This is a genomic window from Roseibium sp. M-1 (assembly GCF_054515675.1).
The window spans coordinates 473,044-494,228 of sequence record NZ_CM137257.1 but is presented as its reverse complement, the minus strand read 5'-3'; the positions used below and the strand labels follow the sequence as shown (position 1 = coordinate 494,228).

At 59.7% G+C, this 21,185-nt stretch carries 22 protein-coding genes; 9 read left to right on the top strand and 13 right to left on the bottom strand.

Going from position 1 to position 21,185, the window contains the following annotated elements; translation table 11 throughout:
• Nucleotides 1–90 precede the first annotated feature (90 nt).
• Complete coding sequence (locus tag ACX3M4_RS02395; RefSeq protein WP_459357000.1) at nucleotides 91–729, top strand: hypothetical protein; 639 nt, start codon at nucleotides 91–93, stop codon at nucleotides 727–729.
• Between the two features lie 51 nt (nucleotides 730–780).
• Here ACX3M4_RS02395 and ACX3M4_RS02390 read toward each other — a convergent pair whose 3' ends face one another.
• The 6 genes from ACX3M4_RS02390 to ACX3M4_RS02365 all read right to left on the bottom strand — a co-directional run bounded on the left by ACX3M4_RS02390 (nucleotide 781) and on the right by ACX3M4_RS02365 (nucleotide 6,419).
• Entirely contained in the window at nucleotides 781–1,152 is a 372-nt protein-coding gene (locus ACX3M4_RS02390; protein ID WP_459356999.1) for an AzlD domain-containing protein, read from the bottom strand.
• Nucleotides 1,152–1,913 (bottom strand): AzlC family ABC transporter permease, encoded by a 762-nt coding sequence (locus ACX3M4_RS02385; RefSeq protein WP_459356998.1) that lies wholly within the window; start codon nucleotides 1,911–1,913, stop codon nucleotides 1,152–1,154. Before ACX3M4_RS02385 ends, ACX3M4_RS02390 begins: the two co-directional genes overlap by 1 nt.
• Nucleotides 1,914–2,001: 88 nt before the next feature.
• Nucleotides 2,002–2,706 (bottom strand): SDR family oxidoreductase, encoded by a 705-nt coding sequence (locus ACX3M4_RS02380; RefSeq protein WP_459356997.1) that lies wholly within the window; start codon nucleotides 2,704–2,706, stop codon nucleotides 2,002–2,004.
• 192 nt (nucleotides 2,707–2,898) lie between these two features.
• Nucleotides 2,899–5,343, bottom strand: coding sequence for an ATP-dependent Clp protease ATP-binding subunit ClpA (gene clpA, locus ACX3M4_RS02375; RefSeq protein WP_459356996.1), 2,445 nt, complete (start codon nucleotides 5,341–5,343; stop codon nucleotides 2,899–2,901).
• A gap of 12 nt (nucleotides 5,344–5,355) precedes the next feature.
• On the bottom strand, nucleotides 5,356–5,688 hold the full coding sequence (gene clpS / locus ACX3M4_RS02370; RefSeq protein WP_459359353.1) for an ATP-dependent Clp protease adapter ClpS: 333 nt from the start codon (nucleotides 5,686–5,688) through the stop codon (nucleotides 5,356–5,358).
• Between the two features lie 398 nt (nucleotides 5,689–6,086).
• Nucleotides 6,087–6,419: a phasin family protein gene (locus ACX3M4_RS02365; RefSeq protein WP_459356995.1), complete on the bottom strand. Its 333-nt coding sequence runs from the start codon at nucleotides 6,417–6,419 to the stop codon at nucleotides 6,087–6,089.
• Nucleotides 6,420–7,025: 606 nt separating this feature from the next.
• Here ACX3M4_RS02365 and ACX3M4_RS02360 point away from each other — a divergent pair.
• Entirely contained in the window at nucleotides 7,026–8,696 is a 1,671-nt protein-coding gene (locus ACX3M4_RS02360; RefSeq protein WP_459356994.1) for a D-alanyl-D-alanine carboxypeptidase, read from the top strand.
• A 17-nt stretch (nucleotides 8,697–8,713) separates the two neighbouring features.
• Here the strand turns inward: ACX3M4_RS02360 and ACX3M4_RS02355 are convergent, their stop codons facing one another.
• The 4 genes from ACX3M4_RS02355 to ACX3M4_RS02340 all read right to left on the bottom strand — a co-directional run bounded on the left by ACX3M4_RS02355 (nucleotide 8,714) and on the right by ACX3M4_RS02340 (nucleotide 12,425).
• Entirely contained in the window at nucleotides 8,714–9,421 is a 708-nt protein-coding gene (locus ACX3M4_RS02355; protein ID WP_459356993.1) for a DnaJ domain-containing protein, read from the bottom strand.
• A 148-nt stretch (nucleotides 9,422–9,569) separates the two neighbouring features.
• Nucleotides 9,570–10,835: a hypothetical protein gene (locus tag ACX3M4_RS02350; RefSeq protein WP_459356992.1), complete on the bottom strand. Its 1,266-nt coding sequence runs from the start codon at nucleotides 10,833–10,835 to the stop codon at nucleotides 9,570–9,572.
• Between the two features lie 109 nt (nucleotides 10,836–10,944).
• On the bottom strand, nucleotides 10,945–11,685 hold the full coding sequence (locus ACX3M4_RS02345; protein WP_459356991.1) for a vWA domain-containing protein: 741 nt from the start codon (nucleotides 11,683–11,685) through the stop codon (nucleotides 10,945–10,947).
• A 95-nt stretch (nucleotides 11,686–11,780) separates the two neighbouring features.
• Complete coding sequence (locus tag ACX3M4_RS02340; RefSeq protein ID WP_459356990.1) at nucleotides 11,781–12,425, bottom strand: DUF2306 domain-containing protein; 645 nt, start codon at nucleotides 12,423–12,425, stop codon at nucleotides 11,781–11,783.
• A 79-nt stretch (nucleotides 12,426–12,504) separates the two neighbouring features.
• Between ACX3M4_RS02340 and ACX3M4_RS02335 the strand changes: the two genes are divergently transcribed.
• Nucleotides 12,505–13,110, top strand: coding sequence for a TetR/AcrR family transcriptional regulator (locus ACX3M4_RS02335; protein WP_459356989.1), 606 nt, complete (start codon nucleotides 12,505–12,507; stop codon nucleotides 13,108–13,110).
• 175 nt (nucleotides 13,111–13,285) lie between these two features.
• Here the strand turns inward: ACX3M4_RS02335 and ACX3M4_RS02330 are convergent, their stop codons facing one another.
• Nucleotides 13,286–13,720 carry a DUF1489 family protein gene (locus tag ACX3M4_RS02330; protein WP_459356988.1) on the bottom strand — a complete coding sequence of 145 codons (435 nt, stop codon included), beginning with the start codon at nucleotides 13,718–13,720 and terminating at the stop codon, nucleotides 13,286–13,288.
• A 121-nt stretch (nucleotides 13,721–13,841) separates the two neighbouring features.
• On the opposite strand from ACX3M4_RS02330, the gene ACX3M4_RS02325 reads away from it, so the two are divergent.
• The 3 genes from ACX3M4_RS02325 to ACX3M4_RS02315 all read left to right on the top strand — a co-directional run bounded on the left by ACX3M4_RS02325 (nucleotide 13,842) and on the right by ACX3M4_RS02315 (nucleotide 16,588).
• Nucleotides 13,842–14,726, top strand: coding sequence for an NAD-dependent epimerase/dehydratase family protein (locus ACX3M4_RS02325; RefSeq protein ID WP_459356987.1), 885 nt, complete (start codon nucleotides 13,842–13,844; stop codon nucleotides 14,724–14,726).
• A 112-nt stretch (nucleotides 14,727–14,838) separates the two neighbouring features.
• Nucleotides 14,839–15,393, top strand: coding sequence for a hypothetical protein (locus ACX3M4_RS02320; protein ID WP_459356986.1), 555 nt, complete (start codon nucleotides 14,839–14,841; stop codon nucleotides 15,391–15,393).
• A 472-nt stretch (nucleotides 15,394–15,865) separates the two neighbouring features.
• Complete coding sequence (locus ACX3M4_RS02315) at nucleotides 15,866–16,588, top strand: DUF599 domain-containing protein (protein ID WP_459356985.1); 723 nt, start codon at nucleotides 15,866–15,868, stop codon at nucleotides 16,586–16,588.
• Here the strand turns inward: ACX3M4_RS02315 and ACX3M4_RS02310 are convergent.
• Together ACX3M4_RS02310 and ACX3M4_RS02305 are read right to left on the bottom strand one after the other, a co-directional pair.
• Nucleotides 16,507–17,754, bottom strand: coding sequence for an adenylate/guanylate cyclase domain-containing protein (locus tag ACX3M4_RS02310; protein ID WP_459356984.1), 1,248 nt, complete (start codon nucleotides 17,752–17,754; stop codon nucleotides 16,507–16,509). The genes ACX3M4_RS02315 and ACX3M4_RS02310 overlap by 82 nt on opposite strands.
• 111 nt (nucleotides 17,755–17,865) lie before the next feature.
• Nucleotides 17,866–18,663, bottom strand: a complete 798-nt coding sequence (locus ACX3M4_RS02305) for a YdcF family protein (RefSeq protein ID WP_459356983.1) — start codon at nucleotides 18,661–18,663, stop codon at nucleotides 17,866–17,868.
• Nucleotides 18,664–19,025: 362 nt separating this feature from the next.
• On the opposite strand from ACX3M4_RS02305, the gene ACX3M4_RS02300 reads away from it, so the two are divergent.
• From ACX3M4_RS02300 to ACX3M4_RS02290, 3 genes are all read left to right on the top strand, one after another.
• The gene (locus ACX3M4_RS02300; protein WP_459356982.1) at nucleotides 19,026–19,550 is read left to right on the top strand and encodes a methanogen output domain 1-containing protein; all 525 of its coding nucleotides are present in this window, start codon (nucleotides 19,026–19,028) and stop codon (nucleotides 19,548–19,550) included.
• On the top strand, nucleotides 19,543–20,508 hold the full coding sequence (locus ACX3M4_RS02295; protein ID WP_459356981.1) for a GGDEF domain-containing protein: 966 nt from the start codon (nucleotides 19,543–19,545) through the stop codon (nucleotides 20,506–20,508). The genes ACX3M4_RS02300 and ACX3M4_RS02295 overlap by 8 nt, the downstream gene beginning before the upstream one ends.
• 246 nt (nucleotides 20,509–20,754) lie before the next feature.
• On the top strand, nucleotides 20,755–21,159 hold the full coding sequence (locus ACX3M4_RS02290; protein WP_459356980.1) for a globin family protein: 405 nt from the start codon (nucleotides 20,755–20,757) through the stop codon (nucleotides 21,157–21,159).
• Nucleotides 21,160–21,185: the final 26 nt, after the last annotated feature.

Sequence of the window (21,185 nt, the reverse complement as noted above, 5' to 3'; positions counted from 1 at the left end):
AGAACATCCTGGACATTTGACGGATTGTCCCACGCAGACGTCGAAGTGGACGTGGGCATCGGCTTGCAAGCGACCGCCGGAGGCGGTGCCATGAACCTCTTTATCAAAGAACAGGGAACCAGCCAGAGGGCGAAATTCATTCTGAGCGGTCTCAATGCGGGGGTTTCCCTGGACGCCAATCCCCTGCCCCTCAGTGGTTCCTTTTCCACTCAAAGCATGCAGTCCTGGGGGTCCAACGTCTATAAGGGGCCCGCTGGATCTATCGTTTCGGCTGAGACCTTCGCCGGTCCTGTTGTCGTCCACAGCGTTGCAGCCGGCCTTATCGCGGACACGGATGTGAAGGTGTTCACCTTCCTGGCCATGAACAGCTACGCCTCGGTCAGCCGCTTTCTGCTCATGTCGGCCTCAGGCCCGGTGGGATCTTGCATTGGAACCATCAGCAATATCGAAGCTGCCATGGTGGCCGGAGGAAGCGGGTTTCAGGCAATTGCAGGTGTGGAACTGCAGGCGGGCATCTACTACGCCTCCTATCGTGGCATCAGTTATCCCCCCGGCAGCGGGCGCCGGCGCGCTTTTGCAGCGTTGAGCCAGGAACAGCGCAATCTTGTCTTCATGGAAGATTGGCAGATATTCAACCGCTATGGAATGGGCGCAGCTGGCGATCGTGTGCTGGCCTATCGCCAACATCTGCGCGAGCAGTTCCCGGCCTACGAGCGTTACAGCCGCTAATTTTCACAAGTGGTCCACCGGCCCTTTCGGGCCGGACCGCTGCGGTTGCTCCTAAGAGGCAAGCGCTTCCAGGGCAAGCCAGCCCGCGACCAGAAAAACTTCAGCCGCCAGGACACCCGCATAGACCCGCTGCTTTGTTGCAAAGAATGCTGCAAAGCCGAAACCGGCAGCCGCCAGCCGCAGCCACAGGGGCGTTTCGGCAAGCGCCCCTTGCGGAAACAGGATCAGCTTGGAGATGACGCCCGCAACCAGTGCGGTTGCCACGCAGCGCACCCAAATCAGCAGTTCGCCGTCCTCACGCAGCCTGCCACCGGCAAAAACGCCAAGCCAGCGCCAGACGTCCGTGGCAAGCCAGCCGGCGACTAGGATCATCACCAGAGGCCACCAGGTTTCGAGGACGAGCGATCCTGTCGTTTCAGCCATCAGCGCAGCCCCCTGCGCATGATCCGCGTCCCGAGATAGGCAAGCGAGCCGCCGACCAGACCGGTCCACAGGAGATCCAGCCCCGGCAGTTGAACAAAGAAGACCGGCCCAAGCAGCAGGCCCGCCACCATCGCCGCCCGATCCGCATTCAGCCGCGCCGCACCCCACAGCGAACACAGAAAATAGACCGGCGTCAGCAGGAACAGTGCCCCGGCAACCATGCCCGGCATGCTCTCCACCAGCAGATAGGAGACGCCGGTCATGCAGAAGACAAAACTCGTCACCGCCCCGCCAAAGCCGATGAAGAATGGCAGGCGTCCTTCCCGTGGCAGGTCGGGCAGGTTCTTCATGGCAAAGACCCAGGCGGTTACCGCGACAAAATGCGAAGCGATCAAGAGCTGCCAGGTCTTCGTTTTTCCCGGCACCTTGATGATCGGCATCAGCGCCATGGTCATCGGCATCAGGCGCACGGAGGCCAGCGCCACCGCGATCCCGGCCGGAATCAGCCCCATGCCGGAGGAAATCGCCCCGGTCAGAACCACGATCGACGGCAGAGCCCAGACGAAGCCGGTCATGGCAAGTGTCTCAACCAGCGTCAACCCGGTCTCGCGTGCGAGGCCGGCATAACCGACAAAGGCGGCCGTCAGGATAAATGCCGGAATGGACACCGCCGCCCGCGCACCACGCGCCATCCAGACCCTGGAAGGGAGCGTTGGTTCTTGCGGCAGATTGTCGGGTACGGACCGGTCTGAAGCCGTCATCAAGCTGACTCATCTCTCGGCAGTTAGTAAGGTAGCCTTACCTTTTTGCAAAAAAGCTGTCCAGTGCACCGAAGGGTGGATTGGTACGCTATACCGACCGCGTCAGCCCGCCATCGATGCGGATATTCTGGCCGGTGATATAGGCCGCCTCGTCGCTGGCGAGATAGGCTATCAGGCTGGAGACCTCGTCGGAGCGGCCGTAGCGGCCCATGGGGATGCGGCTGCGGCGGTCTTCCTTTTCCGGCAGACTGTCGATGAAGCCCGGCAGGATGTTGTTCATGCGCACATTCTGGCTCGCGAACTTGTCGGCAAAGAGCTTGGTGAAGCTGGCAAGGCCTGCGCGGAAGACGCCGGACGTCGGGAACATCGGGTCCGGCTCGAAGGTGGCGAAGGTGGAAATGTTGATGACCGTGCCACCGCCCTGCGCCGCCATCATCGGCGCCACCAGACGGCTCGGCCGGATGACATTCATCAGGTAACAGTCCATGCCGAGATGCCAATCCTCGTCGGAAATTTCCAGGATGTCGCCCTTGGGCCCATGGCCGGCGGAGTTGATCAGAACATCAATTCGGCCAAAAGCTTCCAATGCCTTATTGACAAAGGACTTTAGATCTTCAGCGATCAGATTGGAACCGGTAAAGCCGACGCCGCCGAGTTCCCTGGCCAGTGCTTCCCCCTTGCCGGAAGACGACAGGATCGCCACCCGGAACCCCTCCGCCGCCAGCCGCCGTGCTGCATCCGCCCCCATGCCGGATCCACCGGCGGTGATCAGGGCCACCTTCTCGTCGTTCATGAGCATTCTCCCGAACCTGTCTGATGCATAGCTAGGGTCAGACAGCGGGGGCGGCAAATGATTTTGCTGAATGATTTCAATTCCAAATGTGAATGAAACCGTCAGAAACGCGTCACCTAGGCGGAGGAACCGGAATAGCAGGCAACAAAAAGCCCCGGATCTCTCCGGGGCTTTCCGTTTCAAGTCCACCCCTCAATCGGCAAGCGGCACCTTGGGAACCAGGCTCTTCTTCGACGTGCCGCCCTTGGCCACCGGCGGTTTGGCATCCTTGGCGGCAGCCTTGACGGCGGGTTTGCGCCGGCGCTTCGGCTTCGGTTTGGCCTCTGCCTTCGCCTTGGGCTTTTGCGGCGTTGCCCGCTCCTCGATGCTTTCCAGCAGCAGGCCCTTGCCGTCCTCGGAGACGCTGACCTTGACCATGCCGCCCTTCTTGAGCTTGCCGAAGAGCACTTCGTCGGCCAGCGGCCGCTTGATGTGCTCCTGGATCACCCGGCCAAGCGGACGGGCGCCCATCTGACTGTCATAGCCCTTGTCGGCGAGCCACTTGACCGCATCTTCGGTCAGCTCGAAGGTCACGCCGCGATCAGCCAGCTGGACTTCCAGCTGCATGACGAACTTCTCGACCACCTGGTAGACAACTTCCATCGGCAGGTTGCCGAAGGGAATGACGGCATCGAGGCGGTTGCGGAACTCCGGCGTGAACAGCTTGTTGATCGCCTCCGCGTCGTCGCCTTCCCGCTTCACGCGATTGAAGCCGACTGGCATCTTGACCATGTCCGCGGCGCCCGCGTTGGTGGTCATGATCAGGATGACATTGCGGAAATCGACCTGCTTGCCGTTGTGATCGGTCAGCTTGCCGTGGTCCATCACCTGCAGCAGGATGTTGAAGAGGTCCGGATGGGCCTTTTCGATTTCATCGAGCAGCAGCACGCAATGCGGATGCTGGTCGACCCCGTCGGTCAGAAGACCGCCCTGGTCGAAGCCGACATAACCCGGAGGCGCACCGATCAGGCGCGACACGGTGTGCCGCTCCATGTATTCGGACATGTCGAAGCGGATCAGCTCCACGCCCAGCGACGACGCCAGCTGACGCGCCACCTCGGTCTTGCCGACACCCGTCGGGCCGGAGAAGAGGTAACTGCCGATCGGCTTGTCCGGCTCACGCAGGCCCGCACGGGCCAGCTTGATGGCAGACGCCAGCGTTTCGATGGCCGCGTCCTGGCCATAGACCACCCGCTTCAGGTCCTTGCCGAGGTTCTCCAGCACTTCCGCGTCGTCCTTGGAGACGGATTTCGGCGGGATGCGGGCCATCGTCGCGATGGTGTTCTCGATCTCCTTGACGCCGATGGTCTTACGGCGGCGGGCTTCGGGAACCAGCATCTGCGAGGCACCGGTCTCGTCGAGAACGTCGATAGCCTTATCCGGCAGCTTGCGGTCGGAAATGTATTTCGCCGACAGTTCCACCGCCACCTTGATGGCATCGTTGGTGTAGCGGACCTTGTGGAAGTCCTCGAAATAAGGCTTCAGGCCCTTCAGGATATCGATGGCATCCGGAATCGACGGCTCGTTGACGTCGATCTTCTGGAAGCGACGGACCAGCGCCCGGTCCTTTTCGAAGAACTGGCGATATTCCTTATAGGTGGTCGAACCGATGCAGCGGATCGCACCCGAGGCAAGCGCAGGTTTCAGGAGGTTGGAGGCATCCATTGCCCCGCCCGAGGTCGCGCCCGCGCCGATCACCGTGTGGATCTCGTCGATGAACATCACCGCACCGGGATAGTCCTCGATCTCCTTGACCACCTGCTTCAGGCGTTCTTCGAAGTCGCCGCGATAGCGGGTGCCCGCCAGAAGCGAGCCCATGTCGAGCGAAAAGATGGTGGCGTCCTTCAGGACATCCGGCACATCGCCGTTGACGATGCGATGGGCGAGGCCCTCCGCGATCGCCGTCTTGCCCACGCCGGGGTCGCCGACGAAGAGCGGGTTGTTCTTCGAGCGGCGGCACAGGATCTGGATCGTCCGCTGGATCTCGCTGTCGCGGCCGATCAGAGGATCGATTTTTCCTTTGGTCGCCTTTTCGTTGAGATTGACACAGTAAGCTTCAAGAGCGTCCGTCTTCTGACCGGACTTCTTCTCGGTTTCAGCTCCGGGCATCACATCTTCTTCATCCGCCCCTTCGACTGGACGGGCCTCGGACATGCCGGGACGTTTGGCAATGCCGTGCGAAATATAGTTGACCGCGTCGTAACGGGTCATGTCCTGGTCCTGCAGGAAATAGGCCGCGTGGCTTTCACGCTCGGCAAAGATCGCAACGAGCACGTTGGCGCCCGTCACTTCTTCCCGGCCGGACGACTGCACGTGAATGACGGCGCGCTGAATGACGCGCTGGAAACCGGCGGTCGGCTTGGAATCCTCGTCGCTGTCGGTGACAAGATTGTCGAGTTCCGTTTCGATATATTCCAGGAGGTTGCGCCGGATCGTATCCAGGTCAACGTTGCAAGCCCGCATGACTGCCGCCGCGTCCTGGTCGTCCAGCAAGGCCAGCAACAGGTGCTCAAGCGTCGCATATTCCTGCTGGCGCTCGTTGGCGAATGCCAGAGCCTGGTGGAGTGCTTTTTCAAGACTGCGTGAGAAGGAAGGCACGTGCGATTGTCCTCACTTTTTTTCCATGACGCATTGCAGCGGGTGCTGGTGCTTGCGGGCAAAATCCATCACCTGAGTGACCTTGGTCTCCGCGACCTCGTAGGAAAAGATTCCACATTCCCCGACGCCGTGGTGATGAACATGCAGCATAATGCGGGTCGCCTCTTCGCGGTTCTTCTGGAAGAAGTTCTCCACAACGTGAATGACGAACTCCATCGGCGTGTAGTCGTCGTTCAAAAGCAGCACGCGATAGAGATTGGGCCGCTTCGTTACCGTTTTTGTACGGGTGACAACAACCGTTCCGGTGTCGCCACCATCGTTGTCAAATTCAGAGCCCGCCGACATTGCCGTTTCTATTACCTCTATCACTCCGGCCATCACCAAGTTCCGAATTCCGGACCGCTACCCTGTGCAGCTGGCCCGGGGCTTTCCGCAATACGGCTCCGCATCGCGACAAGTCATTCTTCGGAGATAATCCTGCCGCGCAAGCCGCGCTCGCGCAATGGTCGATTTCATCAACATTTTGGACAACAGCGCATTTGCAAGGGCAGCGCTGCCGGTTAACCTGAATGTAGGTTTCCTAAATCTGAATAAAAGATGGGAAGTGAAGGCATTTCGACACCCCCTGCGAAAGGAGGGTCTTCGACCGGCAAGTCCGGCAAAACTGTGCATATATGAAAAAACCCGGCTCGAACGAGCCGGGTTCCAAAACTCCGCCGTCCCGCAACGGCGTGATTTCAGGCTTACTTGGCCATCTTGCCCATAACGCCTTCGTAAGGCTTGTAGGCATCCTTGGAAAGATCCGTGACCATTTCACCGATCTTGGTCATCTCGCCGACGAAACCTTCGTAAGCGGACTTGACGTAATCGGCCTGAGCTTCAAAAGCCTTGTCCAGTGACTTGGAGGCAACCAGCTTCTCGACGGCTGCAGTGCCTTCTTCGAAGGACTTCTTCTGATAGTCGGCAACCTCGGCGGCAATCGCCTGGAAACCCTTGCTGAAGGAACCGAAGGATTCCATGGCCATGTCCATGTTGTCCTTGCTCATTTTCTGGAAGTCGTCAAAGCTGTTCATCATTTCACTGCCCTCATCCGGCGGCCCTGCCCTGAAGCCAGTCCATTGGCTCACCCGGGCGGATCGGCGCGCGCATCGCGTTACCTAACGAGATTTCGTGATAATGCACCGCACAAAAAGTGTCAAGGTGATTTTGCAGCGCAAAAACAACCATTGCGAGCAATTCCCCATTCTCACGCAGCGTCAGATTAACGCACCCCACGTGAGCCTCTGTCCGCGATTTTGCGCAGACGCGAAAGGCTCATCATGTACTCGACGTTCCTAACCCAAGAAAATTTGACAGGGCTATTACGGAACAAATGCCGCGAAACACTACAAAAGGCAAAAGAAACAATTTATTAACCGCAAGAACCAAGTTCTAATCGATAGACATCATGTATTATCTTCAAATATTCACAAATCGCCAGATTAACCAAAGATTAACTCTAACAAAAATCTATTTTTTAAAGTGGTTTTTCGGTCATTCATTTACTCATTCGTAACCGTGATTCCATCAAATGTTCAGCAGAACAACGGGGCGACGGCTTGAATCGCACGGGGGTTAGATCCAACCCGCCAGCCCTTGACACGAACCACGTGACCCGGAATGGGATAGTAATTGTGTTTGGGATGCGTTTGTTTCGCAATGCTCGGGCTCTCGCCCGTACAGCAAAGATTCTGACCCTCGGCGGCCTGCTTCTGGGGGCGCCGGCAACGGCTTTGGCCAACCCTCAATATTCTGGCATCGTCGTCGATGCCAAGACGGGCAAGACCCTTTATGAATCGTCCGCGGATGCCTACCGGTACCCCGCCTCGCTCACCAAGATCATGACGCTCTACATCGTCTTTGAGGAACTTGAGGCAGGCCGGTTGTCCCTGGACAGCAATCTGTCCGTTTCCAGCTATGCGTCCCAGCGTCCGCCGTCGAAGCTGGGTCTGAAGCCGGGCAGCACGATCAAGGTCAAGGATGCGATCCTCGCCCTCGTCACCAAGTCGGCCAACGATGTCGCGTCCACCGTCGCCGAAAATCTGGGCGGCTCGGAACGCAAGTTCGCCGAGCGCATGACGCGGACCGCTCGCCAGATCGGCATGTCGAAGACGACGTTCCGCAACCCGCATGGTTTGCCTGACAGTGGCCAGCGTACAACGGCACGAGACATGGCGACGCTCGGCATCGCCATCCAGGAGCGGTTCCCGCAGTATTATGGCTACTTCAAGACACGCTCCTATTCCTACAAGGGCCGCACCTACGGCAACCACAACAAGCTGCTTGGCAGTGTGAAGGGTGTCGACGGTATCAAGACCGGCTATATCCGGGCCTCCGGCTTCAACCTGGTAACGTCCGTCAACCGGGACGGCCGCCAGATCGTCGCTGTCGTCATCGGTGGCAGGACGGGCGCCTCGCGCAACGCGCAGATGACCAAGCTGATCAACGGCTATCTGTCGAAGGCAAGTCGCGGCGCAAAATCGGCTCCGCTGATCGTTCAGCGCAAGACCGAACCGGAATTTGTCGCCGTCGCCTTGAAAAATCCGCCGCTGCCCAATGCCAAGCCCGGCAGCGAACCGGCCGCCCCGGCGACAGGCGCGCCGATGGTCCTCGCCTTCACGTCCGACCCGGCCGCCATTCCCACGCCTGCGCCCTCGCCGGTCCAGGAAGCCGCTCCGGTGCAGCAGGCAGAAGCTCCGCTCTCCGTTCCAGGTTTCGGCACAGAGGTTCCGCTTCCGCCGAAGTCCGTGAAGCAGCGCTTCGACGCGACCTTTGCAGTTGCAACCTCCCTGCCGCCGATCCCGCCGGAAAGCCCCGACTCGTCGCTGTCCACCAATTCGATATCCAAGTCCCAGCTTCTTGAAGCGGCCCGTGCGGATATCGTTCCCCAGAAGCAGCAGCCGGTAAGAACGGCCCCGACGAAGCTGGTCAACGTGGAAACCATTTCGGTATCTCCGCAGCCGGTCGAGACCGTTGCAGCTCCGGAAGTCGCCTCTGCTGCAGGCATTGACGAGGGCTCCGAGGACGACAGCGTCACGGTTGCCACCAGCGATACCAGGGATATCGAGCCGGGCTGGCAGGTCCAGATCGCCGCAACCGAGTCGGAGCACCAGGCGATCGCCATGCTGAAGTCCGCCAAGGAACGGACCGGCGCAGCGCTCAAGGGCCGCGTTCCCTACACCGAACCCGTCGAAACCGATGGCCAGACCCTATACCGGGCGCGCTTCGTCGGCTTCGACACCAAAACTGCAGCCTGGAATGCCTGCAAAAGCCTGAAGAAGGCCAAATACGCCTGCTTCGCCATCTATCAGTAACCGCGTAACGGATGCCGTCAATGTCTTCTGAGAAGCGTGTCTTTAGCCTCGTTGATTTTCGCCGCGAGGAAACCGGAGCCTCCCTGGTCGGGATGGACCCGCATCATAAGCCTGCGGTGCGCGGCTCGAATTTCCGCGTCCCCGGCATCGCGCGAAAGCCCCAGGATCTGGTAGGCCTCCTCATCTGTCATGGGGCCCGAGCTCGCCGCGCTTCCCTGCCGCTCTGTTCCATTCGGCTCGAAGTCTTCACGCCAGCTGGCAAGCCTGCGGTCGAGATAAGCTTCGACTAGTTTCTGGCTCTGGCTGTCCTGGGCGGTTTCCCGCCAGAAGGTCTCCAGTTCGCCATCACTCAGATCGTCCAGCCGGCGGCCCTGAAACCCGCCGGCAAGAACCAGTCCGGTCATGACACCGGTATCGTGCTCCAGCTCCATTTCCACCATCGCCGTGCGCACCCGGGACCTCTGCCCGGAGGTCTTTTTCGGCTTGTAGCCGCCCGACAATTGGTTCAGCCCGGTCAGTCCCAGGACCGAAAGACCGAGCCCGAGAGCAGGCAGCGCAAACACGAAACGCCCTGTCACCGCCAGAACGGCCGCCAGCAGAAGCAGGAAGACGCCCGAAAGGGTCTTCAGGTTCTTCGCAAGCACCGCGGGATTGGCCGAAACGAAGCGGTTGCCGAAGGCCAGAAGTGCTGTCAGCACGAGAAGGCCGATAATGAAATAGATCATACCGCAGACATTTTCCGCTCAGAGCTCAAACCTTCAGTGCTGCCTGGATTGTCTTTTCGATCCTGACAGCTGCTGCAACTTACCGATTATGTAGACAGGACCGGTGCCAATGCAAAGGGTGTAAGGCCTGCGGGCGGCTGCAGACGCGCTACTCAGCCTTGTTGCCTTCCGGCTGTTCCGGCAGAACCAGCAGTACAACGGCCAGTGCGGCTGCATTGGCGGCCAGAATAATGGCAATGGGGATGGCCTCGTCATGGAGCTGGGCCAGCAGACCGAGAATGGCCGCAACCGCCGTGCCGATAACACCGCTGACAAAGCGGCTGGTGGCGACGAAATATTCACGGTCGCCATCCGAACCGATCTCGCCGAGATAGACCGTCACCGCCACGGTCGCGATCTGGGCGGCGAGCGCGACAAGTACCAGAACAGGCACGTAAAGCAGAAAATGCGGACCGGTCAGGGCAAGATCTTCACACAGCGCCAGAAGAGCCGCCAGCATGGACGCGCCGATGGCGGTTGCCAGATTGACAGCGGTGGAACGGCCGGCAAGTCGATAGAGGATCGGTCCGCTCAGGATGCCGCCGACGCTCATGGCAATGACAAAGCCCGCATAGGATCCGGACTGGTCCTTGTGCAGACTTGCCGCATGGATCGCGTAGAAGGGCATCACCTGGGTCACCGACAACAGTAGAATGCGGGCGGTGAGATACTTCCTGAAGCCGGCAATCTGCCAGCAATAGAGGAACCGGCGTTTAACGCCGTTAAATCCGCGTTCGCCTGAACGATCGGACCTCTTCACGGCAAGCGACGGACGTTCAGGCTCCCTCACCGGCAGCAGCAGAATGACAGCGGGGATAGCCACCAGAAAGGCCAGCCAGGCGAGCGCGATATGGCTGTGGAGCGGATCGCTGTTCCTGAAGACAGAGAAGGCGGCGACCGCAATCGCCATAGAGGCAAGCGCGCTGAGGACGCCCTCGAGGTTCAGAAGATGTCCCCGCCCCTCCTTGCCGAAAAGGCTCGGCAGCAAGGTTGAATAGGCAAGACTGCCGATCCCGCGCCCGATGCCGATGACAATCGCCGCCACCGCCATGCAGATCGTGGTCACGAGCGCGGACCTCGATTCGATGGCGACAATCGCGATCAGGAGCCCGATCGCAATGCCGACAATGCCGGAAATGACGTAGGTCTTGCGCTGCCTGGCGCCCGATACGAGTGGCGCGGAAACGAGCTCCGAGGTCCGGGCGGCGAATGTAAAGAGCGGCACCACTAGGGCAGCGAGGAAAACCGGCGCACCGGCGGCGACACAGATAAAGGGAAGGAAGACTTTCGGCGGCGCCAGCCTGCGCTTCAGGGAATAAAAGAGGCCCTGAAACAGGATGAGGCGCCAGTTTCTGCGGGAGGTAGGACTGTCCATGCCCCACTATCGCCGACAGGCCTCAAGAATCAATCGCGTCTTCTCTCTGTTCACAGCGCACTGAACGCATCCGGCAGGAAGATATCGACTGCAATCGACGCTTGCCGGGCTACCCCCCTGGCGGCAACTGGCTGAGGAGCAGGCGCGCGCCGTGGCCTCCCTGCTTTTCCAGAAGCTGCAGCGCATTACGGCCACCGCTGGCAAAGACGGCAACGGCCTTCAGGAGATCGGCAAGCTGTTGCGCCGAACCGGCATCGAAGCGGCAATAAACGCCTTTGGTCAGCCGGGCCATTTCCCGGAAGGCTCGTTCCGCGACGCCGTCATGGCCTTCCTGAAACAGGAACATCGGCACGCCCAGCAGGCCAAGCTGGCCCGCCCGGTCGCACAGGATGTCGACATCCTCTTCCATGCAGTCGCCGACATAAACGAGCGCCGCGATCTTTTCCTTGTTGGCCGCAGAGAGCGCTGCGGCGAGAACCTTGCGGATCTGCGTCCGCCCGCCCTGACAGGCGATCCGGCTCATTGCCTGGGCAAGCTCTGTGCCGCTCGCAAACCAGCGCGAAGCCCGGCATTCGCCAAAGCCGCGGAAATAGACCAGCTTGATCCGCAGCCCGGAGATCCTGCCCGCTTCTTGAAACATTTCGCCCTGGATCTGACAGGCCTGGTCCCAGGTGGGCTGACGGCTCATGGTGGCATCAAGGGCAAAGATCAGCCGACCGCCGCTGTCCGGCTGCGGCTTCATTTCGGCGGCCTTCTGAAGGAAGCTGCTGACGTCCTTCTCCGCAGAGGGCACGCTTCCTTGCTGTTGCCGGACAAGCGGATCATTTACACGATTGCCGGTCTTGGACATTCCGCTCCATCCCTCCATGCATATCTGTCACAAAGTGTGGGACCGCTCGTGACGTTTGGCAAGGTTTGGGACCGGTTCTGCGTCTTGTCCCGGCCTCATGCGGGTTTCGTTGCAATACGTGACGGAAACCGGCGGCGGGTCGCTGCGAGATAAATCTCGACCGCTAAAAGATTGGGGACCCAGCAGGCCCAGCCGATGATCGTGTAAGCCACGTCGAAATCAACGCCAGATGCCATGGAAAGTCCCAGATAGAGCCTGAGCGTGACTGCGGCGAAGGTCAGAGAAGCCGACCGCAGCATCCAGGCGCGATGCCTTGGGAACTGGCGACGCATCGCAAAGACGAATGCGGCACCGGTTGTCACCAGCCAGAGGACGGCAAGCGCCGCAAAGCCGGCGGCGGCTATCGGTTGCGCGTTGGAATGAAAGGCCAGTTGCAAGCCTGCAAGTCCCGAGACCAGGATGGCGAGGACGTAGACGCGACCTACCCAGCGGTGCAATGCCGGGCGCCGATTGCGGAGGCCGGCCATAAACTGGAAAGGCATCAGGGCAAGCGCAATGGGGGCAACGCCGATATGCGCGTAAAGCGCCAGAGCGTTGCCGTCCAGATTATGTGCAACGAATTCCATCGACGCTTCGACACCCTGCAGCAGGAAGCGGAAAGATACCAGCGCGATCAGCACCGACAAGAAAGCTGCCGTCCAGAAGGCCATTCCACCGGCCCATGTTCCAATGCGTCGCATTACCACCTCCCTCTTTACTTGACACTGTCAAGATAAGTGAAAACTTGACACTGTCAAGCAAATCGCCGATGACAAATTCATGACCGATTCCGCTCCTTCAAAAAGAAAGCGCGACGGCACTTTGAGAACCTCTCTGGTTGATGCCGGGGTTAAGCTTCTGCGCGCCCGTGGACCCGATGGATTGTCGCTTCGTGAGTGCGCGTCCATGGCCGGCGTCTCGCACGCCGCGCCCGCCTACCACTTCAAGAACCTGGCCGGACTTTCCACCGCGATTGCCACCCGCGGCTTCCAGTTGTTCTGCGAGGCGATGGAGTCGCGTCTCGGGACCGCCGGATCAGCGCCCTTCGACCGGCTCGAAGCGATCTGCCAGGGTTACCTGGACTACGCGACCACTTATCCGGAATTGTTTCTGTTCATCTTTTCCGGCCAGAGCTTCAATCAGGACGATGCGGAGTTCAGCCATCATTCCGCGGCAGCCTACAGAATCCTGCGGGAGACCTGTGCGCCGCTGGTTCCGCAGGGAACCTCCCCCGACGAGATCGAGATCCTGGTCTGGTCGCTGGTGCATGGATATGCGCATCTTGCGATGACGCGAAAGAAGGACAATCCCAACCTTCAGCGCGGCTGGCCACCGCTTGAAAGCCTTTTGGTGCACTTGAAGAACGCCTTGACGTACAAGGCCTAGTGGTTCGCTTCTGACATTTGCATCCCCCTGCGGCTAGCGCTGGAGCAAATGTCAGAATCATAAGAACCACTAGATAAATATATGATTCTAGTGGAGCTTTTGAATTTGACATTTGAGCATCAGCCTAGCCGCGAGCGGGACACAAATGTCAAATTCGCTCCACTAGCAATTTCTGTCAGAGGAGGCAAAGCTCGGTGAGGTCGCGGCGCATGTCTTCCGGCATGGCCTGGGCGCTGCCGCCCAGTCGCAGATCCGCCGGCGCGTCCTTTGCCTTGAGATAGCGCCATCCCTGAAAAGGCCGTTTCGGCTGATACTGGGTCAGGATCAGCCGCGGTTCCATGACGAGGTCGCAACGCTTGATGCCCGCCTCGTCGGTGAAGGGGCGGATGTCGACGAGGTGCTGGCGCACCTGGATCTTGCCTTTGATCACCCAATAGAGCGAGCCGCCGTCGAGAAGTTCGTCCTTGCGGGTCGGCACCATGCGGGTGGTATGCGTCGTCACGGCCGCTAGTCCCGACTTGCGGGCATTGTCGACCCGGAAATCGATCCAGGCCTGCAGGGACTCGACGCTGTCCGCGCCCACACACAGCTTTACCAGATGCAAGGTCATGGATCTGACCTACCAGCCCTGCCGGCAAGGTCAAGAGCTGCCACAAAATAGCCGGTGGAATTTGAACGACCCTGCCCCGCGCCCGCTTGCGCCCGCCCCCTGAACAGGGTTCTCTTTGGCGATGGATGTGTTTGTAACAGGTGGCACCGGCGAGATCGGCTCCGCCATCGTGAGACGGCTGGTTCAGGACGGCGCCAGGGTTATCGGCCTCGCGCGCTCCGATGCCTCGTCCACCAGGCTGCGTGCCCTTGGGGCGAATGCCTATCCGGGCGATCTGCGCAGCGCGGAGAGCTGGGTCGGCCGTGCCGCCTCCTGCGAGGCGGTGATCCATGCCGGCGCAACCTTTTCCGACGACATGGGCCGGGTCGACCGGCAGAGCATGCTGGCCTTGAAAAAGGCGGCAAGGCACAAGAAACAACCCCTGAAGGTGGTCTACACCGGCGGGATCTGGCTCTACCCGGCAAACGGCCTGGAGAAGCCGCTGACGGAGAAGACCCAGTTCGCCCCCCTGCCTGCCTTCCGCTACATGGCCGAGACGATCCGGACCCTCTCCAACGGCACGGATCTCAACCTGACGATCGTGCATCCCGCCCTTGCCTGCAGCCGCACCGCCGGTCCGATCGCCGAGATGACGGCCGCGCTGAAGGAAGGCAGGCCGTTCGAAACGCGGGCAGCCACCGCGACCATCTGGCCGCTGGTGGAGACACATGACCTGGCAGCGCTCTATGCGCTGGCGCTGAAACAGTCCCGCTTCCGCATGTCGCTGATTGCAAGCTGCATTCCGGGCATCGCCGTCGGCCATCTTGCCTCCCACATTTCGGCGCGCCATGGACTGCCGCTGGAGATCCGGACGCTGCCTGTCCCCGAAGGCGTTGAGGCCGATCTTGACTGGGCGGCCGGCTACGGGCTCTCCCAGTCCGTCGATATAGGCCATGCCCAACGCGCGACAGGATGGCAGCCGGAGCATTCCACGATCGAGGATCTTGTCGTCTCCCTGTCAAAATAGACGATAATCTTGAAATTTGAGCGTCTTAGCGCCCCTTCTCTTCAACCGAACAAAGACTTTCTAAAGTTTTAGCCGAATATGATCAGGCACGAGCGCAATTCAGGGGCCGGGCGTGTCTAGAACACTCATTTCGCTGCTTGTCTTTTTCCTTTTAAGTTTTCCGCTCAAGGCGGCAAGCGACCTTCCCCTTGGCCTTTTCAAGGTTGTGAACACGGAAGGTTTCGTGCAGCAGGACGGCGTGCGCCAACCGCTGGAAACCGACATGAGCGAGGGTACGGCCAGGATCGAACTGGACAGTGACGACAGCCTGATGGTGGAAATCAACGGCGCCGGAATGCGTCTCTTCCCGCTGGACCAGGGATTGGCCGCACTTGCCTGGGATGCCAACGGCACAGGTCTCTTGCACGGCATCGATATCGTTGCCCTGTTCGGCAAGGAAAAGCCGGCAGATGTGCCGGCCTGGGGTGCAAATCTCGACTGGCCGGGTTCCGGCAAGGTGCAACTGGTGCTGCTGCCAATTGGCGAGAAGGCCTATTCAGGTTTTCTGATCAGTCACCCCGGCAGCAAGACAGTCGTGCGGCAGATGGAGTTCCGTCAGGCTTACGGGCATTCCGACCGTCCCGGCGTGCCGCTCCCGGGTGACGCCTCGTCTGAGCGCCGACCGTAAAACAACCGGAAAATCAGCTCCTTGAACGGCAAAAGGCGCAGCAGATGCTGCGCCTTTGTTCCCTGCGTCCCGTTGGCTTATTGAGCGACGGCGACGGCTTGTTGAGCACTTTCAACATCGTTGAACAGAAGAACCATCGACAATGCGATGCCTACTGCAGCGACAGTCCAAAGAGTGACGCTCCAACAGGATTTCTGCACGTTTTCGTCCATAAAAACCCTACATCTTGTTTTGCGGCACCTGGGTCCCACCGACCTCGAATATGGCGCCATTGAGGCGAGGAGGTAAACGATCCCTTACCTTTTCGCAAGCGCAAAAATAGAGCAGCTGATCCCACTTTTTTGCAAGGCTCGGAACCTCGCGATTTGTCAAGGGCTTAAGCCTTACGTTTGCGTCACTTAGACACTGAGGAAAACTCTGCTAAGACACTTTCGGGCCGGATTCGAAGGCCTGATTTTTTGAAGGGGCCGCGATGCACGCGCTTTCGGATTTGGACCTTGCCGCAGCCATCTGGTTTCTGACAGCCTGGTTCGGTTTCAACGTACTCGTCGACCTCAGCCCCTTGCGCAACAAGACCCTGTCGAGCGCCATGGACGGCTATCGCCGCAACTGGATGATCGCAATGTGCGACAGGGACGTACGTATCATGGACACGGCGATCCTGTCGGGCCTGCAACAGGGCACGGCCTTCTTTGCTTCCACGTCGCTGCTGGCGATCGGCGGCTGTTTTGCGCTGCTCGACGCGACCGAACGCATTCTTCAAATTGCGGGAGATCTTTCCATTCCGGTCGCCGAAAGCCGCGCACTATGGGAGATCAAGGTGCTTGGACTGACGCTGATCTTTGCGTATGGATTCTTCAAGTTCGGCTGGGCCTACCGGCTGTTCAACTATGCCAGCATCGTCATGGGTGCAGTGCCGCAAAAGGACATGTCGGACGATGAGAGCATCCGCAGGATGGCGTTGCAGGCGGGCGAACTCAACGTGCTCGCCGGCCGCCATTTCAATCGCGGCCAGCGTGCCTTTTTCTTTTCCATAGGCTTTCTGGGCTGGTTCGCCGGCCCTTACGTCTTTGCTGCGACAACCCTGGCGGTTCTGCTGGTGCTGCTCCGGCGTCAGTTCGCTTCCAGGGCCAGAGCCGCGGTGCTCTTGGGGCAATATCCTATTTCCGGATTGCCGGAGAGATCCGGCGAATAGACCGAAACAGGATCGTCGAAACCCTTCACCTGGTAGTGACCGAAGAGGCCGGAGCGGCAGCCCATGATATCGGCGATCGCATCCGACACCAGAAGCTGGCGCTCCAGATCCTTGGCAAGCTCGGCAATGCGGGCAGCCAGGTTCACCACCGGCCCGACAACCGTGAAATCCAGCCGCGTTTCGCTGCCGACGTTGCCGTAGAAGACGTCGCCCGCATGCAATGCGATGCCAACGCTCATATCCGGCGTCACCATGCAGGTGCGTGCCGAGTTGATCTCCTCGATCCGCTTCAACGTTTCCTTGGCGGCCAACACCGCCCGCATGGCCGCGTCGCGCGCCTCTTCCTCCGTCTCATAGGGGAAGATCGCCATGACTTCGTCGCCGATGAATTTCAGCACCTCGCCGCCATGGGCTTCAACCGCGGCCGTCATTGCCCCGAAATACTTGTTCAGGAAGATGATGATCTTGTCGGCCGGAAGCGTGTTGGAAAGGCGCGTGAAGCCGCGAATGTCGGCGAAGCTGACAATCGCCTTGATCCATTCGCCCTCGCCGCGCCGCGTGGTACCGTCCAGAACCTTCAGCCCCGCCCGTGGCCCGACATAGGTGTCCAGAACCGTTTCTGCGGTCCGGCGCAGGGTCTTCAGTTCACACACCAGTGCCAGAGGCCTGATCAGCGACTCAAACACGCTGAGATGAGAGGAGGAAAACCCGCCCGGCGCTCTTGTGGCAAAGCTCGCCACCTTGACCGAGCCGTCGGAAAACGGCATCGGCAGGGAGATATAGTCCGTGAACCCGTCATCGCGCAATTCGACCGTGATCGGAAACGCGTCCGCCGCCCCTGCCTTGCGCTCGATTTCCACGCGCACGGGTCCCTTGGTCTCATGCACAAGCTTGATGGGACTTTTCTGGTATTCGTCCTGGGACTTGTTGTCGGCCGTGTGCAGCCGCAGCTCCGGCGCCTTGTCGCTCAACCAGATGGAACTTTCCGCGCGCACGTTCGGATGCACCACCCAGATGCCGGTGGTGACCCGGTCGACGGGAACCTTGCCGGCGCGCAGGCGTTTAGCCATCTCGGTGACGATTTCCAGCGTACCCTTCAGATGCGGTGCATCGCTGTAAAGCCATTGAACGACGTCTGCTGCGACCAGCGGCGCTTCGAGGACCATCAGCCCCGTCCTTTCGAATCCTTGAATGAAACCACTATATGGTATCCGGCCAGGATCAGTAAAAGAGCCTGAATTTCAAAAGTCTGCACATGATGAAAGCATTTTCCTGACTTATGGCCCGGGAAAGAACGCCGTGCTCCGGCCAAGCGCGCCATAGACCGCCAGACCCAGCCATTCCCGGAAGGCAATGTCGAAGCGGCGCAGGCCCTTCGAGGCCCCGTCGAAGCCCAGCCCCCTGTCGGCAATGCCTCTGGTGCGGTAATCGACCGGATAGGCCGTTACCCCGGTCCAGCCGGCCTTTTCGAAAACACCCATGGCCCGCGGCATGTGATAGGCGGACGTCACCAGCAGCCATTTCTGATCAGGCCTGGGATCCACCAGCCTTTTCGCATAGACGGCGTTCTGCCAGGTGTTCAGTGACTCGTCCTCCAGGATGACCCTGTCTGGCACGATGCCGAAGTCCTCAAACAGCCGTGCCGCCCCTTCCGCCTCGGTGGCCTGCGAAGCGACAATGATGCCTTGCCCGCCGGTGTGTATGACTTTCGCCTCCGGCAGGAGTTTCGCCAGCCGCGCGGTGATCGTGATGCGCTCTGCCGACATGGTCAGCGCCGTGTCGCCGCGTCCACCCGTTACGACGGTATCCACCGCCCCGCCAAGCACGATGATCCCGTCATAGCCTTCAAGGCTCTCCGGACGGGGAAAGCGGTCCTCAAGTGGCAGGATCAGCCAGTTCGCCGCCGGCGAATAGGCACAGAAGGCGAGCCCCAGCGCACCCGCCCAGCTCAGCACCCTTCCCGTACGGCGCCAGCGCGTCATGGCAGCAAGCAGCAGACCCAACAGGGTCATAATGATCAGGAAATTGGACGGGAGAATAAGGAAACCGCCGATCTTGGAGAGGACGACATACATGTGAAAATCCGACTCGCTGCTTCAATAGAGTGACCGGACAGCGCGAAGCGGACTTTTTTGAGGCCGCGGCGATTTCGCATCGGCGGAGAGACTTCGCCCAAAAACTAGGTATGACCTTGCGTTTTCCTGTCCGACTGAAGCCTTGGCTCCGCAACGTTTGAAATATATCCACCGGAGACCGTGGCAATTCTGACAGGGTTCCGTTAATGAACCGTTCGATTGAACTTGTTTCATGTACCGAGGTTGTGTCAATTCTGTCAGTATTTCAACATTTTAATGGAATAGAAAGAAAGTTCACCCAACGTAAGATTACAACCTTAAGAGGATCGACAATGAGTCCGCCGGTCGAACAAAGTCGTGCGATGCCTCTGTTGGAGGAGGTCTCGATCCCTCTCGAATCCACGGACTTCTTCAATCAGATTGTCCGGGAACTCACTGGTGCCCTGCAGGACATTGTCGGCCTGAACGAAGCGGAAGGCTTTATCGCCCTTGTCGCCAACCGGATCGGCGACACCATCAACCGGGACTACAGGAACGCGCTGAGCCTGGACACAATTCCAAAGGAGATGCTGTCAGATGTGCTGACCGATCTCAAGCGCCGGATCGGTGGCAAATTCACCGTGGAATACGAGGATCACAGTGTCCTGATTCTGCGGAACAGCACCTGCCCGTTCGGGGACAAGGTCAAAGGCCGGCCTTCCCTGTGCATGATGACGGCAAATGTCTTCGGGCGCCTCGCCGCTGACAGTGCCGGTTATGCGCGCGTTACAATCGACCGGGCGCTTGCGAAAGGCGACAGCGACTGCAGGGTAATCATCCACCTTGCCCAGTCCTCCGAACCGGATGACCGCGGCAGGGAGTTCTACAAGGTCCGCCAGGGTGCCTAAATCCGCTGCCGTCATCGCCGCCATAATCCAGACCATGCCCCAGCCGATCGTCGTTCTCGATGCAACGGGGGCTGTCGCTCTGGCCAACTCTCCGGCATGTGTCAAGGCAGGTTTCCTGGTCGGTGCGCCATTTGCAAACCAGGCGGTCGATCTGAACAAGGCGAGGATGTTTTTCCAACTCTGCCACTCGACGACAACGCCCCTGCCCACCCGGCTGGAACTGAAGTCGGGGTTCGACTGCATCGCCTTCGGCCACAGGCTGGCCGTGCCGGATACCGGTATCGACGGTGCCGTGATGATCCGCTTCGACGAAGGCCTGAGCCTTTCAAGCAAGTTCGCATCCCTAAACGATGACATTGCTTCCCTCACCAACAAGATCAGATACTTCGGACGGGAAAAGACCCATCTTGAAAATCTGGCCCTGACCGACGCACTGACGGAAGTCTACAACCGTCGCGGCTTCGACCAGGAACTGGAAAAAGAGTTCAGCCGCTCCAGCCGCTACGATCACACCTTTTGTGTCGCCTTGATCGACCTGGATCATTTCAAACTTATCAATGACGCACATGGCCATCAGCTTGGAGACGAGATCCTTGTGCATTTCGCCAACCGCTGCCTGGAGCACGTGCGTCAGACCGATGTCTTTTGCCGGATCGGTGGAGAGGAATTCGCGCTGATCCTGCCGGAAACAGGCCTGGGCCCTGCCGGCGGTGTCGTTACCAGAATGCTCAACCTCATCAACGAAACGCCGCTCATATCCGGCGGCAAACGGTATCCCTATACGGCGAGTGCCGGACTTAGCGTCGTGCAACGTGGCGACACGCCGGAAAGCCTTTTCCTGCGGGCAGACAAAAACCTCTATGCGGCGAAGGACGCCGGACGGGCCTGCGTCGTCAAGGACGGCGAATATGAAGAGTTCGCCTCGCAAGCCGATACAGCCTATGCCACCGGTGCGTGACCTTCCCGGCGGCGAAATTGGTCAAGCCTCTCTTCCAAACGCTCCTGTAATGCCACTGCCATAATTTACCGACATCTTGCGCCGCGAACCGGACAGGCATGCGCCGGCGGTTCAAGGGAATGCCGCTGTGGCCATGCGACCTGTCAATTCTGCAAAGAAACGTTCCGTGATCGCAGTCACAGGGGTTGGGCCCGGGATGCGGCAGTGTGTCCGCATTCAATCGACGGCACTATCGAGGTGAGCCAGATGACACTCTACATGAAACTCGGCGGACGCAAGGCGATCATGCGAGCGATGCCAAGGTTGCAGGCACGCCTGGAACAGGATCCGTGTTTCGACCTCGCCGGCTTCCGGCAGGAATTCGAGCGGTCCGACGACCTCACGGAATTCCTCACTTTCCTCTTTGGCGGCGCTCCGTTTTACGACGGCAAGCCCGTATCGGCGCTGCTGTCGCCGATCTGTACCTGCGTGGATGTGTATGAACGCTTCGTCGATCACCTCGTTGCGGTGTTCTTCGGCGGCAATGCGCTCGCAGCCGACGAAGCGGATCTCCGGGCGCTCATGCAGCGCTTGCAGCCCCAGGTGCTTGATCCCAAACCCGCAGCCCCGGTGCTGGTCTATTCCGTCGATCCGGACCGGCTGAGCGCCTGATCCCGGTGCCGGAAACGCAAAACGCC

Coding starts and splice junctions, on each gene's coding strand:
- ACX3M4_RS02395 (WP_459357000.1), top strand. CDS start 91: ATGAACCTCTTTATCAAAGAACAGGGAACCAGCCAGAGGGCGAAATTC.
- ACX3M4_RS02390 (WP_459356999.1), bottom strand. CDS start 1,152: ATGGCTGAAACGACAGGATCGCTCGTCCTCGAAACCTGGTGGCCTCTG.
- ACX3M4_RS02385 (WP_459356998.1), bottom strand. CDS start 1,913: ATGACGGCTTCAGACCGGTCCGTACCCGACAATCTGCCGCAAGAACCA.
- ACX3M4_RS02380 (WP_459356997.1), bottom strand. CDS start 2,706: ATGAACGACGAGAAGGTGGCCCTGATCACCGCCGGTGGATCCGGCATG.
- clpS (WP_459359353.1), bottom strand. CDS start 5,688: ATGTCGGCGGGCTCTGAATTTGACAACGATGGTGGCGACACCGGAACG.
- ACX3M4_RS02365 (WP_459356995.1), bottom strand. CDS start 6,419: ATGATGAACAGCTTTGACGACTTCCAGAAAATGAGCAAGGACAACATG.
- ACX3M4_RS02360 (WP_459356994.1), top strand. CDS start 7,026: ATGCGTTTGTTTCGCAATGCTCGGGCTCTCGCCCGTACAGCAAAGATT.
- ACX3M4_RS02355 (WP_459356993.1), bottom strand. CDS start 9,421: ATGATCTATTTCATTATCGGCCTTCTCGTGCTGACAGCACTTCTGGCC.
- ACX3M4_RS02350 (WP_459356992.1), bottom strand. CDS start 10,835: ATGGACAGTCCTACCTCCCGCAGAAACTGGCGCCTCATCCTGTTTCAG.
- ACX3M4_RS02345 (WP_459356991.1), bottom strand. CDS start 11,685: ATGTCCAAGACCGGCAATCGTGTAAATGATCCGCTTGTCCGGCAACAG.
- ACX3M4_RS02340 (WP_459356990.1), bottom strand. CDS start 12,425: ATGCGACGCATTGGAACATGGGCCGGTGGAATGGCCTTCTGGACGGCA.
- ACX3M4_RS02335 (WP_459356989.1), top strand. CDS start 12,505: ATGACCGATTCCGCTCCTTCAAAAAGAAAGCGCGACGGCACTTTGAGA.
- ACX3M4_RS02330 (WP_459356988.1), bottom strand. CDS start 13,720: ATGACCTTGCATCTGGTAAAGCTGTGTGTGGGCGCGGACAGCGTCGAG.
- ACX3M4_RS02325 (WP_459356987.1), top strand. CDS start 13,842: ATGGATGTGTTTGTAACAGGTGGCACCGGCGAGATCGGCTCCGCCATC.
- ACX3M4_RS02315 (WP_459356985.1), top strand. CDS start 15,866: ATGCACGCGCTTTCGGATTTGGACCTTGCCGCAGCCATCTGGTTTCTG.
- ACX3M4_RS02310 (WP_459356984.1), bottom strand. CDS start 17,754: ATGGTCCTCGAAGCGCCGCTGGTCGCAGCAGACGTCGTTCAATGGCTT.
- ACX3M4_RS02305 (WP_459356983.1), bottom strand. CDS start 18,663: ATGTATGTCGTCCTCTCCAAGATCGGCGGTTTCCTTATTCTCCCGTCC.
- ACX3M4_RS02300 (WP_459356982.1), top strand. CDS start 19,026: ATGCCTCTGTTGGAGGAGGTCTCGATCCCTCTCGAATCCACGGACTTC.
- ACX3M4_RS02290 (WP_459356980.1), top strand. CDS start 20,755: ATGACACTCTACATGAAACTCGGCGGACGCAAGGCGATCATGCGAGCG.